15 protein-coding genes are annotated in these 17,335 nt (G+C 44.8%); 11 read left to right on the top strand and 4 right to left on the bottom strand.

All coding sequences use genetic code 11. The features are described 5' to 3' along the window. From GWO68_RS15640 to pnuC, 3 genes are all read right to left on the bottom strand, one after another. Positions 1–1,546, bottom strand: a 1,546-nt coding sequence (locus GWO68_RS15640) for an Ig-like domain-containing protein (RefSeq protein ID WP_449578497.1), incomplete at its 3' end; no start/stop codon positions are given. Between the two features lie 565 nt (positions 1,547–2,111). Then, the gene (locus GWO68_RS15635) at positions 2,112–2,288 is read right to left on the bottom strand and encodes a hypothetical protein (protein ID WP_162347406.1); all 177 of its coding nucleotides are present in this window, start codon (positions 2,286–2,288) and stop codon (positions 2,112–2,114) included. 157 nt (positions 2,289–2,445) lie between these two features. Then, positions 2,446–3,150 (bottom strand): nicotinamide riboside transporter PnuC, encoded by a 705-nt coding sequence (gene pnuC, locus GWO68_RS15630; RefSeq protein WP_162347405.1) that lies wholly within the window; start codon positions 3,148–3,150, stop codon positions 2,446–2,448. A 107-nt stretch (positions 3,151–3,257) separates the two neighbouring features. Here pnuC and GWO68_RS15625 point away from each other — a divergent pair, with 107 nt between their 5' ends. The 9 genes from GWO68_RS15625 (at position 3,258) to GWO68_RS15585 (ending at position 13,804) form a co-directional block, all read left to right on the top strand. Then, positions 3,258–3,575: a rhodanese-like domain-containing protein gene (locus tag GWO68_RS15625; RefSeq protein WP_162347404.1), complete on the top strand. Its 318-nt coding sequence runs from the start codon at positions 3,258–3,260 to the stop codon at positions 3,573–3,575. A 193-nt stretch (positions 3,576–3,768) separates the two neighbouring features. Beyond that, entirely contained in the window at positions 3,769–5,238 is a 1,470-nt protein-coding gene (guaB, locus tag GWO68_RS15620; protein WP_162347403.1) for an IMP dehydrogenase, read from the top strand. Between the two features lie 212 nt (positions 5,239–5,450). After that, positions 5,451–7,514: a GAF domain-containing SpoIIE family protein phosphatase gene (locus GWO68_RS15615; protein ID WP_162347402.1), complete on the top strand. Its 2,064-nt coding sequence runs from the start codon at positions 5,451–5,453 to the stop codon at positions 7,512–7,514. 19 nt (positions 7,515–7,533) lie between these two features. Next, entirely contained in the window at positions 7,534–7,872 is a 339-nt protein-coding gene (locus tag GWO68_RS15610; RefSeq protein WP_162347401.1) for an STAS domain-containing protein, read from the top strand. Then, entirely contained in the window at positions 7,865–8,275 is a 411-nt protein-coding gene (locus GWO68_RS15605) for an ATP-binding protein (RefSeq protein WP_162347400.1), read from the top strand. The genes GWO68_RS15610 and GWO68_RS15605 overlap by 8 nt, the downstream gene beginning before the upstream one ends. Positions 8,276–8,434: 159 nt before the next feature. Further along, on the top strand, positions 8,435–10,747 hold the full coding sequence (locus GWO68_RS15600) for a peptidylprolyl isomerase (RefSeq protein WP_162347399.1): 2,313 nt from the start codon (positions 8,435–8,437) through the stop codon (positions 10,745–10,747). Positions 10,748–10,909: 162 nt separating this feature from the next. Further along, positions 10,910–12,283, top strand: coding sequence for a peptidylprolyl isomerase (locus tag GWO68_RS15595; protein ID WP_162347398.1), 1,374 nt, complete (start codon positions 10,910–10,912; stop codon positions 12,281–12,283). A gap of 6 nt (positions 12,284–12,289) precedes the next feature. Next, on the top strand, positions 12,290–13,255 hold the full coding sequence (locus GWO68_RS15590) for an AAA family ATPase (protein WP_162347397.1): 966 nt from the start codon (positions 12,290–12,292) through the stop codon (positions 13,253–13,255). Between the two features lie 120 nt (positions 13,256–13,375). Next, positions 13,376–13,804 (top strand): hypothetical protein, encoded by a 429-nt coding sequence (locus tag GWO68_RS15585; RefSeq protein WP_162347396.1) that lies wholly within the window; start codon positions 13,376–13,378, stop codon positions 13,802–13,804. Positions 13,805–14,016: 212 nt separating this feature from the next. Here the strand turns inward: GWO68_RS15585 and GWO68_RS15580 are convergent, their stop codons facing one another. Next, positions 14,017–14,880, bottom strand: a complete 864-nt coding sequence (locus GWO68_RS15580; RefSeq protein WP_162347395.1) for an SDR family NAD(P)-dependent oxidoreductase — start codon at positions 14,878–14,880, stop codon at positions 14,017–14,019. A 161-nt stretch (positions 14,881–15,041) separates the two neighbouring features. Between GWO68_RS15580 and GWO68_RS15575 the strand changes: the two genes are divergently transcribed. Further along, the gene (locus GWO68_RS15575) at positions 15,042–15,674 is read left to right on the top strand and encodes a GNAT family N-acetyltransferase (RefSeq protein WP_162347394.1); all 633 of its coding nucleotides are present in this window, start codon (positions 15,042–15,044) and stop codon (positions 15,672–15,674) included. 384 nt (positions 15,675–16,058) lie between these two features. Beyond that, complete coding sequence (gene recA, locus GWO68_RS15570; protein ID WP_162347393.1) at positions 16,059–17,108, top strand: recombinase RecA; 1,050 nt, start codon at positions 16,059–16,061, stop codon at positions 17,106–17,108. The last annotated feature ends 227 nt before the right edge of the window (positions 17,109–17,335 follow it).

Genomic DNA, 17,335 nt, shown 5'->3' with positions numbered 1-17,335 from the left:
TATTGCCGCCGCTTGCCGCATCATACCAAACCAGCGTAGCACCAGTGGAAACTGTGGCAGTCGCTGTAAGCGTCTGGATCGGGCTGGCTGCACAAACAGTTTGATCTGCTCCAGCTGTAACGGTTGGCGTCTCGTTGATGGTCAGCACTACCGGCACGCGGCCGCTGCTGCAGTCGCCTAAATTAGCCTGGGCATAATAGGTTGCCGTGCCGATACTGCTCAAGGTTGGATTGGCAACTGTATTGCCGCCGCTTGCTGCATCATACCAAACCAGCGTAGCACCAGTGGAAACTGTGGCAGTCGCTGTAAGCGTCTGGATCGGGCTGGCTGCACAAACAGTTTGATCTGCTCCAGCTGTAACGGTTGGGACATCATTAACTGTAATTTCCTGAGAACACGTCTGAGTGCCAAAACCAGTTTTACTTATTGAGACCGATAATGTATAACTACCTGCTGAACCAGCAAGTACACTTACTGACGTAGATGTAGCTCCTCCCGAAGCAACTATCGTTTTGGTACCGTCACTGGCAGCATCTACTATTGTACCATCACCAGTTATAGACCAAACAAATGTAGCATCCGCTACATCGCTACTAGCGGTATAAGATGTTGTTGCCAGCTCACATACTGCAGTTGCAGGAGTAATGGCACAAGTAGGGAATATAATCTGATTTACATTTTTAAAAGGAACAGTTTGATTACCAACACTGATAACATCATCTTCAGGATCAATAACTAAAGCAGCTGTAATTGCGGCTTGCAGGTTACCTGTTGGCGAACTAGTCGGATCACAAGCAATACGTACATCTACACGTACAATAACCTCCTCACTGGCTTCCAGATCAGTAATAGTTACTGTACCTACTAATTTATTATCATTAAAAAGCTCACCGTCACCAGTAATATGCTCATTGCTAAGAGTTGCGACACTACCACCATCATCTTTAATACCACTATCTGTACTACCAACACCATCACCTCCACTCACTGCACCATAGTTTATTTGTACATTAACTATATCAGCCAGTGCAACACCTGATTGTCCTGTGGCGTCAGCTAAAAATTCATAATCCAAATCGATCGTCTGACTACCGACGGCATCTTTATCAACAACTATTTGTGTAAGGAAAGTTACAATATCCCCACATGTAAAGTCACCCCCTTCTAATGATTCTACAATATCGTCACCTGTATCTTGACCTACATCCCTGGTATCAAAAGCGCCTCCACCAGTTGAATGGTCATAGGTATTAGGCGAAGAAGCTACAAAATCTAGGCTAAAGTCTCCTCCATCAAATTTTGCTTCAGTAACTTTATGATAATCTACATCATTTGTTATCCCAATTGCACTCCAAAGAATATCCTTTACTTTATTATTATCAAATTCCAATAAGGTATTTCTTATCTCTGTTGTTTTATTCAAGCTTACATAATTAGCATGAAGAACTGCTGGCATGAATACTAGCAATCCAAAAAGCAAAGAACATAGCAGTTGTTTAGACAGTATGCTACTATTCCTACTCGTGTAATTATTAAAATTTTTCATAAGTAAATAACCTTCATAGTGTTGTATGTTAAGTGTTTTGCATTGATACTCCCTGGTTCTCCAGAGCTTTAATAGTGCTATGTGCGGCTAAAAAATAATGGCAGCTAACCTAAACTTCTAGCTCAGGTTGCTGCCGGCTTCATGGTGGTTTTCTGAAATATTGGGCAAAAGAATAGCTGCTGCCCTTGCAGGAGAGACAATTTATAATCATGTTCTTATGTTTTAGAAGGATTTCTTTCTAAAGTAGGGTGTCCGGAATGGAGAAGTAAATTATTTATCCTTATAGCTTATTGCTAAATAGTACCAGATATATGACCTGAAGTAGGTAGAGGAACTACTGTAAGAACATTTAACCTAAACCGGTTAAAACACGATGTAAAGCTGGTTAGAGGACAGCCTGGAATGGAATAGCTACAAAAAAAATAAGTAGCTGCTGTAATAAAGATAACGGCAGCCACTTATTTTTGTACTATGTAAATAATAAATTAAAGTAAACAAAAGAAATATAGTGGGGAACTATACCTGAATATGGGCAAACCTAATTAGAATGTTACAACATTATTTATTAACATTCTGAGAAACTATAGCCATAAAAATTATAGACTTCAAGTTGCTTTGGCTTCTTATCGCCATATTGCCTGTAATAAACCTGCTTGGGGCTTTCATCCGGAGATTCGTATCCCCATTTCAGGCGATTTTTATACTTTAGTTCCTCTGGCAATTCTAGTTTACGTTGTTTCATGTTGCTGCACTCTTAGTGGTTAAACATTACTTCCTAAACCGGACTTACATTTTAATTGAAACAGCCAGTTACCTGCATTTACGTAACCACACCTGCATCGGATTAAACTAAACTAGTATAAACATGGACATAAACAACTAAAAGTACAAAGCTATACTTAAGCCGGCACGCTTGTTTGCTCCTTTGCCAGCCTGGCTCTGCGCTGCCACTCCACTAAACCCCAGAACGCCATTACCAACAGTACAAAATAAAACACCGAGGTAAATACAAGCCCTTTCACAAAGTATAGCGGTATAGATGACACATTGGTCGCGATCCACCAGTACCAGCTTTCCACTTTTTTGCGGGCCATCAGCCACATGCCGGTATAAGCGGTAGCACTGGCAAAGGCATCGGCCCATGGTATTACGCCCGGGTAAAATGCATCTTTTAGATAGATAAGACAGCAATAAATAACAGCATATAAGCCCACAAAAAATGCCAGTTGCCAGGCCCACATCTTAGTTGTAGAAAACGTGATGTGCAGCACATGCTCCTGCTGCCTGTTGCGCCGGGCCCATAAATACCAGCCATAAATGCTAAGTATGCTATAGTATACATTTACACTTGCTTCGCCTATCAGGTGGTATTTAAAGCTCAGGTAAACATAAATCACCGTACTTATCAGGCCTATCGGGTAAACCAGTATATCTTCTTTACGCGAGTACCAGACACTTACAATACCGGCAAGTACTGCTACATATTCCAGCCAGGTGGTTTGCAGCATACCCGCCACAAACTGCTCCCACAACTGGGGCAGGCTAAATTGGGCAACTATAGTTAACAGCAAAGGTATTTCAGGCAGGTTAGGTATAGTGTTCATAGGTAATTTTTTCGGCCAACAGTAGCCTTTGGGTGCAATTGGGTGCTAAGTTTGCAAATCGAAACTAAATAGCCAACTACGCGCTACAACTATAAACTATACCAACCATGGATGAGATCACTGCCCTTGAACTAAAACAGCGCCTGGCGCACGGCCACAAACTACAGTTACTGGATGTGCGCGAGCCTTCTGAGTTCGAGATCTGCAACCTGGGTGGCGACCTTATACCCTTAGGCGAGCTACCTAAACAAACAGACCGTATCCGCCGCGACGTGCCGGTAGTGGTCATCTGCCATCATGGTTTCCGGAGTGCCCAGGCTATTAATTTCCTGGCCCAGCGCTTTGGCTTCGAAAACCTGCTTAACCTGAAAGGCGGCATACACGCCTGGGCTACCCAAGTCGACCCTGACATGGCTATTTACTAAGCACAAACGCTATTTCAGATCTCAGCAGGTGGCAGCACTCAGCTATAGTTACACTTCATAAATCAGCAATCATTAAAGCCCTTAGAAATAGGTTAAACACTGGCCATAAATTAATTTAAAGAAGTTTTGCAAATTAATCCGGGAAATTTTTCGTAGTTTTACGCGGCAAATAACAACCCCTAAATTATTTGCCATGCTCTCCGATCAGAACAAGATTGCCTTCGAAGCGCTAACCTACGACGACGTGCTTCTGCTCCCGGCCTACTCCGAGGTGCTACCAAATAACACAGACACAACTTCCTGGCTTACACGGAACATCCGCATTAACGTGCCCCTTGTTTCCGCTGCTATGGATACCGTTACCGAAGCTGACCTGGCTATTGCCATGGCGCAGGAAGGTGGCATCGGCTTCATCCATAAAAATATGTCGATAAAGAAGCAGGCCGAGCAGGTGCGCAAAGTAAAGCGTTCTGAAAGCGGTATGATCCTGGACCCGATTACGTTACAGGATACTGCTACCCTCGGCGATGCTGTTCAGATCATGACAGATCATAAGATCGGCGGCATTCCTATCATTAACGCCGAAGGCAAACTGACCGGCATCATCACCAACCGCGATCTGCGTTTCGAAAAAGACCTTACCCAATCGGTAATGTCGGTGATGACCAGCAAAAACCTGATTACGGCAGAGCGCGGCACCGACCTTGCCAAAGCAGAAGATATCCTGCAACAGTACAAAATCGAAAAGCTGCCGGTAGTTGATGAGCAAGGCAAACTGGTTGGTCTGATTACTTATAAAGATATTCTGAAGAAAAAAGACAGACCATTTGCCTGTAAAGATGAGTTTGGCCGCTTACGCGTAGGTGCTGCCGTTGGCGTTACCCCTGACGTGCTGGACCGTGTTAAAGCGCTGGCAGAGGCAGGTGTTGACGTAATAAGTGTAGATACAGCACATGGCCACTCGAAAGGTGTGTTGGATGCTGTAAGAAGAATAAAAGAGGTTTTCCCGCAACTAGACCTGATAGCCGGAAACGTAGCTACTGCCGAAGGTGCCAGGGCACTGGCAGATGCTGGCGCTGATGCTGTAAAAGTAGGTGTTGGCCCGGGCAGTATTTGTACCACGCGTGTAATTGCAGGTATAGGTGTACCACAGCTAACTGCCGTAATGGAAGCAGCCCGTGGCCTGGAAGGAACAGGCGTACCGGTTGTGGCAGATGGTGGCATTAAATTTTCGGGTGATATTGTAAAAGCATTAGGTGGCGGTGCAAGCACAGTTATGATCGGCTCACTTTTGGCAGGTACGGATGAAGCTCCGGGCGAGATGGTTATTTACGAAGGTCGTAAGTATAAAACCTACCGTGGCATGGGCTCTGTTGAAGCTATGGAAGAAGGCTCGAAAGACCGTTACTTCCAAGGCAACGAAAAAGACTCTAAAAAACTGGTACCGGAAGGCATTGTTGGTCGCGTGGCTTACAAAGGCCTGGTAAGCGAAGTAATTTACCAACTGGTAGGTGGCATACGGGCTGGTATGGGGTATTGCGGTACGCCAACTATAGCCGACCTGCAAAATGCCCGCATGGTTAAAATAACAGGAGCCGGCCTGCGCGAAAGTCACCCGCACGATGTGCAGATCACGAGCGAGGCACCAAACTATAGCCGTTAATAATATAATTTCTTATCTTTATAGTTGGTTGGTTTTATCTGAATCAAAATAAAGCCAACCAACTATATATTTTATACGTTATGCAAGATGTTTTTCTGAACGCGATAGAACACCTTGCTTACCTAGCAAAAATTTTTATTACCTTTCATTAAACAATACACTGACAAACAGCCAGAACAGACGCTGCCAAACTAAGCACGGTTTTCCGTTTTATGCTATACAAGACTAACGTAAAATCTTTGTTGGTTACTGCTGCTATAGTTAGCTGGGTACTCCTTTTAGGTAACGTGCTCCTGATGGCAGAAAGTGTGCGCCAGCCCGGCGCCATTAAGCTGGCTCTCCCCTATATCAACAACCTGCTCATTATTGTTTTTATCCTTTCGGTCTTCTTTTTTCAGCGGCTTAGCGCCAATAACCTGAAAGGCATCGATTTTAGCAGTTATCTCTGGAATTTATTCTCCAAAGCGGCCATTGCGGCCTACCTAAGTATAGCTTTATACTTTGCCTACAAAATGTCGACGGGGTATGCCCGGTTGCAGTCGCCGCTGTTGCTGCATATTGTGTACCAGGTAAATTTCGGGTTGCTGGTATATTTCCTGGCAAAGGCATTCTATATCTGGCGACAGTTGCTATTATATCATAAAAACAAATTTCTGCAGGTAGCCTGGGAGTGGTTCGAGGTGCTGTTGTTCTGTACGCTTATACTTACACTCCTCAACTTCAACTATACCAACTATATTTTTCTGCCGCTTTTTGGCCTGTTTGTTTGCTATATCCTGTTTTTGTGCACCAACCTGAAATGGGTGGCTTATCTCTCGTTCAATAAAAAAAGCAGGTCGCTGGTGTTGTTGGGCGCTGTGTTGGTGAGCTGTTATATCTTCACTAAGTTTTTCCAAGAATTTGCCGATAGCCCGGAGCTGGTAATTGATTATTCGGATGTAGGGTTCCTGTTGCTGGCTATGCTTTTTGTGGGTACCTATACGTTGGCGGCTTTCCTGGTTTCGTTGTTTAGCTTGCCTACTTCCAGTGTGTTCGAGCAGAAAAGCGAAGACTTATTAAATTTCCAGCGCCTGAGCCAGTCTATACAGCAGGGCCAAAGCGAGGCGCAGGTATACGATCTACTTTTCGAAAGTACCATAAAGGCATCTGATGCCACTGCAGCCTGGTTTGAGATGGTTCGCGGCAACAATACGCACATTTCGCATTTGCTTAACATCAACAACGAGCAGATAGAGCGTATCCGTCACCTGCTGATGGCTTACAACATCCAGCACATCGATTACATCAACAATAACCTGGATCGTAACTCCGGCTTCCGTGACCTGGCCCTGCCCTGGAAATCGCTGATCATACTTCCGATAAAATCTAAAAAGCATGTATTTGGCACCTTATACCTGCTGCGCGATATAGAGTTGGGCTTCGACCGCGAAACCGTGAATGTATTACGCACCTTTACCAGCCAGACCATCTTAACTATAGAAAACCTGCGCCTGGTAGCCGAATCGTTGCAAAACGAGCGTTACAAGGAAGAACTGAAAATTGCCACACAAGTACAGGAAAGCCTGATACCTAAAACCTTCCCTACCGACAGCTGGTTTGAGATTGCCACGCATGCCGTTGCAGCCAAAGAAGTGGGCGGCGACTTTTACGACTTCCTGCAGCTCAGCGAGTCGCGTATTGCCATTATTATTGGCGACGTATCAGGTAAAGGTATTTCGGCAGCATTCCATATGGCCCAGATGAAAGGTATTTTTCATGGACTGATGCAGCAGGATATGCCCCCAAGCGAGTTCATGAAACAGGCCAACAGTGCTCTGAGCCGATGCCTCGAGAAAACTTCTTTTATCACATCCTCGCTATACATCATCGATTACCGTATGCAGGGTTTTATGTTTGCCCGTGCAGGCCACTGCCATACGCTGTACTATAACGCCATGATGGAAGATGTTTTCTATTTCCAGACAGATGGCTTGGGCCTGGGTATAGTTCGCGACAAGAGCTACAACAACCACGTGCGCGAGATGTACTATGACTATAACCCGGGCGATGTAATGGTGATTTATACTGATGGTATAGTTGAGGCCCGCAATGCAGCAAACGACGAATACGGTGAAGACAGGCTGAAGTATATGCTGACGCAGACATACCACCTGGAGGCCGAAGATATCAAGTGTGCCATCATTAACGATCTGGAAGATTTTACTGGTCCGGACAACCTATACGACGATCAAACGTTGCTGGTGATTAAGTTTAAACCTGTTCAACCTAAGGCATAACAATAACGTAAAGTAGCCGATGAAAATAACACAAGACATTAAAGACTCTACCATCATCATGACCCTTGATGGTGAACTCGACGCAAGCTCTTCCGTGATACTGGATGAAGAATTGTCGGATCCTGAAATAATGAAGTATAGCAAAATACTTGTAGACTGCAGAAACCTGAACTATATTTCTTCTGCTGGTCTGGGGGTATTTATCTCGCATCTGCAGCGCTTCGAGGATGCACAGATAAAGCTTATATTCTTTAACATGCAGGACAAAGTACGAAACGTTTTCGAGATACTTGGCCTGGACCTGCTAATGACCATCGTAACCAATTACGAGGAGGCGATTACCATAGCAGATGAATAACTCCATTAAGGTAAGTTGTACTAAAAAGAACCTTAAGTTAATACGGGATTTCGTCACGGATTACCTGGAGCAGCTTGCGCTCTCGGATGTACTGATGAACCAGATCGTATTGGCCGTGGATGAGATATGCGCCAACCTCATCATCCACGCCAATAACGAAGACCCTTCCAAATACATTTACCTTACCATTACGGAGCCTAAAAATGCTGTGCAGTTCGAGATTACCGATAATGGCGTAGCCTTCCAGAGCACCAATTACAAAGAGCCGGATATTTTAGAGCACGTGCGTATAGGTAAAAAAGGCGGTGTAGGAATAGCGCTTGTAAAACGCATTATGGATAAAGTAGAGTTTTCTTCGAAAGACGGCTCTAATGCCTGCCTGCTTTATAAGAAGATTAAATAGCGAGGCTATACACACTTTTACAAGGCTTTGTCCGTTATCCGGAACGAAAACCCATGCAATAGGATTATAGTTATGTTTTTTGGCTTATCTGTCAGAAAAAATAATTAAAATTGCATATCCTGATACAAATCAGCTAAACAAGCTTTGTTTAAATAACTTATGCGCAGCAATCACCTACTTGTTGCGGTAGCCGCTTTAGCCCTTGCCGGATGCACCGCATCCAACAAGAACAACAGCAACGAACCGGCTATCGCTACGCTTGGCTCCGAGCCTCTTTCCACTTCCGAGTTTAAATACGTGTACGAAAAAAATAACGGGGGCAACGACGATGCTTACACAGAGCAAAGCGTTAAAGATTACCTCGATTTGTACACCAATTTTAAGCTGAAGGTACTGGAAGCGGAAAGCCGTGGACTGGATACTACCACTGCTTTTAAGCGTGAACTGGAAGGATATAAAGAACAACTGGCTCTGCCTTACCTTACCGAGAACAGCGTAACCGATAAACTGGTACGCGAAGCTTACGAACGCTCGAAGCAGGAAATAAACGCATCGCATATCCTGATTACCCTGGAACCAGATGCTGCACCGCAGGACACCCTGGCTGCTTATAACCGCGTAATGGACCTGCGTAAGCGCGCACAAGCTGGCGAAGATTTTGGCAAGCTTGCGAAAGAAAACTCTCAGGACCCGTCTGCTGCTGAAAACGGAGGTAACTTAGGTTATTTTACGGCCATGCAAATGGTTTACCCATTTGAGAACGCTGCCTACAAAACAAAACCTGGTGAGTTGTCGATGCCGGTGCGTACGCGCTTTGGTTACCACCTGATAAAAGTGAATGATGTACGCCCTGCACGCGGCGAAGTAAAAGTAGCGCACATTATGGTTCGTGCTACGCCGGGCATGCCGAAAGCAGACTCGCTGGCAGCCAAGCAGCGTGTAGATGCTATTTACAAACGTGTGCAGCGTAACGAGAACTGGGATAAATTAACGGCAGAATTTTCAGAAGACGACAACACGGCAAACAACGGTGGTGAACTACCATGGTTTGGCACAGGACGCATGATACCGGCGTTTGAAGAAGCTGCTTTTGCTCTGCAGAAAGAAGGCGAAACTGCAAAGCCTGTACTTACGCCCTATGGCTGGCACATCATTAAGTTACTGGAAAAACGCGGCCTGCCTCCTTACGAAGACATGGAGCAGAACCTGCGCAACAAAGTAGCCAAAGACTCCCGCTCAGAACTGAATAAAGCTGTATTCCTGAAGCGCATTCGCCAGGAAAATAACTTTACCGAAAATGCCGAAGCTAAAACAGCGGCGTTCAGCAAAGCAAACGGGGCATTACTAAAAGGTACCTGGGATTTTGAGCAGAATGCAAAAGATAAGACACTGAAGTCGACCTTGTTCACGATACAAGGCAAGCCTTATACGATAGCTGATTTCTATACTTACGCGAAAGAGAATCAGCGCCCACGCAGCAGCGGCACCCCCGAATATGCTATGACAGTGCTGTACGATAACTTCGTGAACCAGAGCCTGCTGGAGTATGAGCGTGCTAACCTGGAAAATAAACATACCGATTACCGCATGCTGGTACGGGAGTACCACGATGGCATTTTGCTATTCCAGTTAATGGATGAGAAAGTATGGTCTAAGGCTGTGGAAGATTCGGTAGGTCTGAAAGCATATTTTGAAGCGAATAAAGACAAGTATAAATGGGGCGAGCGCGCCGATGCTATAGTTATAAGCGCTGCAAACAAAGACCTGCTGAAAACCGCACAAGACCAGCTGGCCAAACGTCGTTACGCAGTTAAAACGGCCCGTATCCCGGATGTACTATTTGAAAATGGCAAAGCGACCCTTTCTAAAGATGGCATAGCGCAGCTGAACGAACTGGCAGAACTGCTTTCTGAAATGCCAAATACAAGCCTGGATATAAATGGCCATGCTGATGCCCGCGAAGATGCAGCTGCTAAAGACTTAGCACAGAAGCGTGCACAGGCAGTTGCAACTTACCTGCAGCAGGAAGGCGTACAAGCGGCACAGCTAACTATAAACAGCTTAGGAAAAACCAAACAGGCAGGTCCTGATAAAACTGAAACCGGTCGTCGCCGCAACCGCAGGGTATCGTTTACGCTTTACTCATCAGACCTGGGCGCTCTTGCTGATAACCTGAATGCTGGCAATCCGCTTGCCGTACAGATCTCTGAGAAGAAATTCCAGAAAGGCGAGAATAAGGCTGTTGATGCGGTTAAATGGGAAAAGGGCACTTACAATATACAACTGAACGGCCGCGAGTACCTGATCATTATAAAAGATGTACTGGAGCCGGGCTATAAACAATTAAACGAAGTACGCGGCGTTGCTATCTCTGATTACCAGAATTACCTGGAAGAGCAATGGGTAAAACAGCTTCGCGAGAAATACCCTGTTAGCGTTAACAAACAGGAAGTAGAGAAGCTGATAAAGTAAAACCAATTGCAAAAAAAGCTGCACTTTTATAGTGGAGCTTTTTTTGCTAAAAAAATCTTTAGAGATTGCAGGTTGCAAATGCAGTAAAGCACTTTTGCAGCAACACTCCGATCACAAATAAAGCAAGTATAGCGCAGCAGCAAGCAGAGCGCAAACAACCATATGCATAACCAACCTATAACAACACCCCGAGTATTTTGTGTGGTAGCAGCCATTATAGTTAGTATAATGTCGGCTTTCCAGGCTACTGCGCAGGCACCAGTGCAGCGCCAGGTAGATGGTATCATTGCCAAAATAGATAACCAGATCGTGCTGCGCTCAGAACTGGAGTTCAGCTACCTGCAATACCTGGCACAAAGCAAACAGCAGCCAAACGAAAACCTGAAATGCGAAATTTTTAAATCGCTGGTGCAGGATAAACTTTTGCTGGCACGTGCCGAGATCGACTCTGTAACGGTAGAAGAAGACCGCGTAACCGGCGAACTGAACCGTAGAATTGATTATTTGTCTGCACAGGTGGGTGGTACCGAGCGTTTGGAACAATACTATAAAAAGAGCATCCGCCAATTAAAAGACGACCTTCGCAAAACGATAAAGGACCAGCTGGTAATGCAGAAAATGCAGGAAGAGATAGCTGGAAAAGTACGCGTTACACCAAAAGAAGTAGCTGCTTATTTCAGACGCATCCCACAAGATAGCCTTCCATATTTTTCGAGTGAGGTGGAACTGGGCCACATTGTAAAGTATGCAGAAATAAGCAAGCAGCAGAAACAGGCGGCACGCCAGCAGTTGGAAGAACTGCGCAAGCGTATACTTGCCGGCGAAGATTTTGCTACCCTTGCCAAACAATATTCACAGGACCCTGGATCGGCAGCAGCTGGTGGCGAACTGGGCTTCTTTAAAAAGAAAGAACTGGTACCGGAGTATGAAGCAGCAGCTTTACGCCTGGAGCCAGGTGGTATTTCAGGTATCGTAGAGTCACAGTTTGGTTTCCATTTGATACAGCTGATAGAGCGTAAAGGCCAGGAATTCAACACACGCCACATCCTGATAAAACCTGCTACCGCTACAGTAAACATCCAGGAGGCCATCACAGAACTAGACAGCATTCGTACCCTGCTTGTAAACGACAGCATTACATTTGCAAAAGCTGCCAAAGATTTCTCTGATGATTTCAATACAAAAGATAACGGAGGCACTATAACTACCCGTGGTGGCTCAACTTATATTCCGATGGACCAGGTGGATCCGGGTATTTTCTTCGTGATCGATACAATGGAAATAGGCGAAATATCTAAGCCGATTCCGTTTACAACCGAAGATGGCAAAGAAGCAGTGCGCATTATCCAGTTAAAAGGCAAGTCTACACCACACCAGGCGAACCTCGAAGACGACTACCCTAAAATTGCTGCTGCCGCGCTCAACGATAAAAAGAGCAAAGCCGTAGATGAGTGGTTCAGGAAGAACATCGACTCTGTATTTATCGAGATCGATCCAGAATACCAGGACTGCAAAGCACTACAACTCACGCAATAAAACTATATGGCACAATATACCTCTGACAAAGAAGCAGCCGACGCGCTACACCACTCCTACCGCACCCTGACAAACGAGATTTCGAAGGTAATAGTAGGTCAGGACGAAGTGGTAAGATTAGTACTGACGGCGGTTTTTTGTCAGGGGCACTGTTTGCTGGTGGGCGTGCCCGGCCTTGCCAAAACGCTGCTTATCCAAACTATAGCTTCTGCCCTGGACATGTCCTTTAACCGGGTGCAGTTTACCCCGGACCTGATGCCTTCGGATATAGTTGGAGCCGAAACACTGGATAAGGACAGAAACTTTAAATTTATTACCGGCCCTATCTTCGCCAACATTGTACTGGCCGATGAGATAAACCGTACCCCGCCTAAAACGCAGGCAGCCCTGCTGGAAGCCATGCAGGAACATGCGGTAACCGTAGCCGGCAAACGTTACCATTTACCAGAGCCCTTCTTTGTACTGGCCACCCAAAACCCGATAGAGCAGGAAGGTACGTACCCCCTACCAGAAGCACAGCTTGACCGTTTTATGTTCAACATTACGTTGGGCTACCCAAGCTACGAGTCGGAATTGCAAATTGTAAAAAATACAACCGGGGCATTAACCCAGCAACTCAACAAGATATTGCATGCCGATGACATACTTGCTTTTCAGCAGCTGGTGCGCCGCGTGCCGGTAGTTGACAATGTGGTGGAGTATGCGGTGCAGTTAGTACACAAAACCCGGCCAGGCTCACCTATGGCCTCTAAGGAAGCCAACAACTACCTGGAATGGGGAGCAGGCCCACGCGCCTCGCAGCACCTTATAGTTGGCGCTAAATGCAATGCCATCCTCAACGGCAAGTATAGCCCCGATATTGAAGACGTACAGGCAGTTGCTTTACCAATTCTTCGCCACCGCATTGTACGCAACTTTAAAGCCGAAGCCGAAGGCATTACTGAAGAGAAGATTATACTTGGATTGCTTTAATTGTTGCATTGCTGAGTTTAACAATTTAGCCATTCAACAATTTAACCTTCCATCTATTTAGCACTACAATCAAATTCGTGTAATTTTGCGCCGGATTTATACTTACTAATATTTATACTTATGGAGGCGGCTGCTTTATACTTTCGCTTTAAAGATAACCTGGCAACTATAGTTGGTGCACTAAACAGCAAACTGGAAGTGCGTACTATGCCCTACAATGTTTCTATTCCGTTGGAAGTAGACTTGCTGAGCGAAATACTTCGCATGCATGGCGCTAACTTTACATCTGCAACGACTGGTGCTGCGAGACTACAGGATTTTCAGCAGTGGTTTATGCAGAACGAAGAGCAGGTAGCTGACATTATGCACCGTGTTTTGGAAGACAAAAAAGCCTACATGAAAACAGCAACCGGCGTTATCCTGCAAAAAGAAATGCTGATAAGAAGGCTGGAGTATTTTAACGAAACTGCTCACACTCTTGCGGTAATGATGACACAGCAAAACCTGGGCAGCCCGAAACACCACAACTACCCTTTCCTGAATCAGTAAAAGAACTATACTTTAACAAAAGGGCCGGCAATTTTATAGTTGCCCGCCTTTATAGTTTATAAGCCAATCTTATCAGTTCAAGAATAATACATTTTCCTTGCTGTCATTCCGAACTCACTGAGAAATCTAAATAAAGTGTCTATAATAGATCTCTCCTTTCATAGAGATGACAATTGCTGCTTAAGGTATTGGCTGTTATAGTTCTCCATACTTTACTTCCGGATAGATGTATGGCCATCTTTTGAGTGCTCCAGTTCCAGTTCGCCTTTGGGTTCCTTTTTCATATCCGAATCTGCCTCCTCACCTACTGGTCCTTTTGCCAAAGTAATGCCGCCATCTACCATATACGTAGCGCCCGTTACGTACGAGGCTTCATCTGATGCCAGGAACAAATACACATTAGCTACTTCTTCAGGGGTACCACGGCGGCCCATAGGGGTTGCCTGTTTCATTGTTTTCACCATTTTGCTATCCATTGGCCCGGTACTGTCGTGGGTCCAGGCGGTATCTATCGGGCCGGGGCCTACTATATTGCAACGCACGCCAAACTGCGCCTGCTCTACTGCCAGGCCGCGCATAAACGAATGTATAAAACCCTTGGTACCGCCATACGGGGTATTTTGGGCTATACCTATCACCCCTGCTTCCGAGCCAGCCGACACAATATTGCCTTTGGTTTTATGCAGTTCCGGCAGCGCCGCCTTACTCATTACAAAAGCCGTATTCACGTTGTTCTTGATCATGTAGTCAAACGCTTCTTCGGAATAGTCTTGCAGCAGGTTTACCTCCGGGAACACACCCGCATTGTTTATCAGAATATCCAGTTTGCCAAATTGGCTGACAGCTGTTTCTACACAGCGTTTCGCATTGTCTTCCGTGGATAAATCTGCTGTAAACGACAACACTTTGCCTCCCTCCTTCTCAATTTCTTTTGCCACATCTTCTACCGGGTCTTCGGGGAAGCCGGCCACTACTACACTAGCACCTTCGCGTGCAAATTTCTTACAAATTGCTTCGCCTATACCTGATCCCCCGCCAGTTACAATAGCTACTTTTCCTTTAAGTCTGTCTGCCATAGTTTATTAGTATTTAAATAATTGATAGAACGTATTCAGTAATAACGATTTAGCGCTGTTCATGTTTATTATTTATAGTTCTGTTAATGCTATACCTATTCTCCTGTAAAGCGTAATAAGATACAAGCATCAGTTAAAACTCTACATATAGTACAATTTACATGAGCCTATTATTTAATATTCTACCTGATTCTCTGGACGAACGCCTGGAGACAAATCAGCTTATACTTCGGCCATATCAGGAAGGAGATGAAAACGATTTCATCCGCGTTTTGCAGGAAAACAGCAGCTCATTATATCCAGCTTATAGCGGTAGGCTGGCAAGGGTTAAAGCACTTGAAGATGCCCGCATACAGATGCAACAACTCCGCACTGACTGGGACAACCGCAAGACCTTTGATTTTGGTGTCTGGACAAAAGCTGACAACAGGTACCTGGGTGATATTGCATTGAAGAATGTGGATCATAAAATACCCAAAGCTGAAATAGGCTTATATTTTACCGGCTGGCCTGAAACTAAAAGCCTGGTTGAGGAAGCCCTGAAAAGTATACTGCAGTTTGCATTCGATCTGCTACACCTGAACAAAGTATACATACGCTGCACAGCCAGCAATAAATTTTACGGCGAACTTGCCTTGGAAAATGGCTTTGTAGAAGAAGGCACACTGCGCAGCGATTTTAGAGGTTTTGATTCGGATGAACTGCACGACCTTACTTACTTTGGTATGACCCGCACCGACTTTGAAAAACTACGCCAGCAACAAGGATCGGAGAACAGCACAGCACTGGTATAGCCACTATTTTTTAAACTATAGCTATAGATTTGAATTGGTGCCGTATTAATGGCGCCAAGCACAGGTACTTACTATCAGATGAACACGCCCTTATAAATTCCAATATTTTTAGCATGACACCATTTGATTTTGTAAAACCCTGACAGGCAGCAACTATAGCTAACATAAACTAACCAACTATAGCACAATACCTTTATCCTTAAAAAGCTTTAAAAATAAGTAAGAAAAAAGCCGACAAAATGGGACAAAACAGGTTGCAGGTATGTTAAGAAAAGACAGCAACAATCAGCTAAAATAATTAGCAAAATATAGGTTAACTTTTTTGCATATTGGATCTGAAAGTCGTAATTTCACAATCAAATCAAGCTAAATAAGAAAGAACACATGAGTGTAAGCAACGAAAAACTTAAAGCCCTGCAGCTGACCATCGACAAGCTCGACAAGACTTACGGTAAAGGCACTGTAATGAAGCTTAGCGACAACAAGGTAGAAGACATTCCTGCAATATCTACAGGGTCTCTTGGGTTGGACATAGCTTTGGGTATTGGCGGTTTGCCACGTGGCCGTGTTATTGAAATCTACGGGCCGGAATCATCTGGTAAAACAACGCTTACCATGCATGCCATTGCCGAGGCGCAACGCCAGGGCGGTCTGGCTGCATTTATTGACGCAGAACACGCTTTTGATAAGGCATATGCCGAAAAATTAGGTATTGATACCGAAAACTTACTTATCTCGCAGCCGGATAACGGTGAGCAGGCTCTTGAGATCGCTGACCACCTGATTCGTTCTGGCGCTATTGACATTATTGTTATTGACTCTGTTGCTGCTCTGGTACCGAAAGGCGAACTGGAAGGCGACATGGGTGACAGCAAAATGGGTCTTCAGGCACGTTTGATGTCGCAGGCACTTCGTAAGTTAACCGGTACCATTAACAAAACAGGATGCTGCTGTATCTTCATCAACCAGTTGCGTGAGAAAATTGGTGTGATGTTCGGTAACCCTGAAACTACAACCGGTGGTAACGCCCTTAAATTCTACGCTTCAGTACGTCTGGATATCCGTCGTATCGGACAGATTAAAGAGAATGCCGATAACATTACCGGTAACCGTACCCGCGTGAAAGTTGTGAAGAACAAAGTAGCGCCTCCGTTTAAAGTAGTTGAATTCGACATTATGTACGGCGAAGGTATTTCTAAAGTAGGTGAGATACTTGACCTGGGCGTTGAGCTGAACATTGTGCAGAAATCAGGATCTTGGTTCTCATATGACGGTAACAAGTTGGGCCAGGGCCGCGATGGCGTGAAGCAGATACTATTGGATAACCCGGAACTGATGGATGAGATCGAGCAGAAGATCAGAGCTATAGTTAAAGGCGAGCCTGAAAAAGTAGCCGAAGTGATGGAAGATAAATCAGCTGACAGAGGAGAATGAACATTATTTCCTGAACTAAAATAACAAAAAAGGTGCTATATGTATAGCACCTTTTTTTATACCCCGTACAGTAAAAAAGTAAGATAAAATGCTAACTTGCAATGTATAACAAAGTATAAAAAGAGGTACACATAGTTAAGAACAACAAGTATTTTTAAAAAATAACCTATAATAATTCTGTAAAGGCAAGGCCGTAAATGGTAGGCGCCGTACCGAGTTGGTATGAT

The sequence above is a fragment of the Pontibacter fetidus genome, assembly GCF_010119545.1.
GTDB lineage: Bacteria > Bacteroidota > Bacteroidia > Cytophagales > Hymenobacteraceae > Pontibacter > Pontibacter fetidus.
This window is presented reverse-complemented; position numbering and strand designations above follow the sequence as displayed.

Coding starts and splice junctions, on each gene's coding strand:
- GWO68_RS15635 (WP_162347406.1), bottom strand. CDS start 2,288: ATGAAACAACGTAAACTAGAATTGCCAGAGGAACTAAAGTATAAAAAT.
- pnuC (WP_162347405.1), bottom strand. CDS start 3,150: ATGAACACTATACCTAACCTGCCTGAAATACCTTTGCTGTTAACTATA.
- GWO68_RS15625 (WP_162347404.1), top strand. CDS start 3,258: ATGGATGAGATCACTGCCCTTGAACTAAAACAGCGCCTGGCGCACGGC.
- guaB (WP_162347403.1), top strand. CDS start 3,769: ATGCTCTCCGATCAGAACAAGATTGCCTTCGAAGCGCTAACCTACGAC.
- GWO68_RS15615 (WP_162347402.1), top strand. CDS start 5,451: ATGCTATACAAGACTAACGTAAAATCTTTGTTGGTTACTGCTGCTATA.
- GWO68_RS15610 (WP_162347401.1), top strand. CDS start 7,534: ATGAAAATAACACAAGACATTAAAGACTCTACCATCATCATGACCCTT.
- GWO68_RS15605 (WP_162347400.1), top strand. CDS start 7,865: ATGAATAACTCCATTAAGGTAAGTTGTACTAAAAAGAACCTTAAGTTA.
- GWO68_RS15600 (WP_162347399.1), top strand. CDS start 8,435: ATGCGCAGCAATCACCTACTTGTTGCGGTAGCCGCTTTAGCCCTTGCC.
- GWO68_RS15595 (WP_162347398.1), top strand. CDS start 10,910: ATGCATAACCAACCTATAACAACACCCCGAGTATTTTGTGTGGTAGCA.
- GWO68_RS15590 (WP_162347397.1), top strand. CDS start 12,290: ATGGCACAATATACCTCTGACAAAGAAGCAGCCGACGCGCTACACCAC.
- GWO68_RS15585 (WP_162347396.1), top strand. CDS start 13,376: ATGGAGGCGGCTGCTTTATACTTTCGCTTTAAAGATAACCTGGCAACT.
- GWO68_RS15580 (WP_162347395.1), bottom strand. CDS start 14,880: ATGGCAGACAGACTTAAAGGAAAAGTAGCTATTGTAACTGGCGGGGGA.
- GWO68_RS15575 (WP_162347394.1), top strand. CDS start 15,042: ATGAGCCTATTATTTAATATTCTACCTGATTCTCTGGACGAACGCCTG.
- recA (WP_162347393.1), top strand. CDS start 16,059: ATGAGTGTAAGCAACGAAAAACTTAAAGCCCTGCAGCTGACCATCGAC.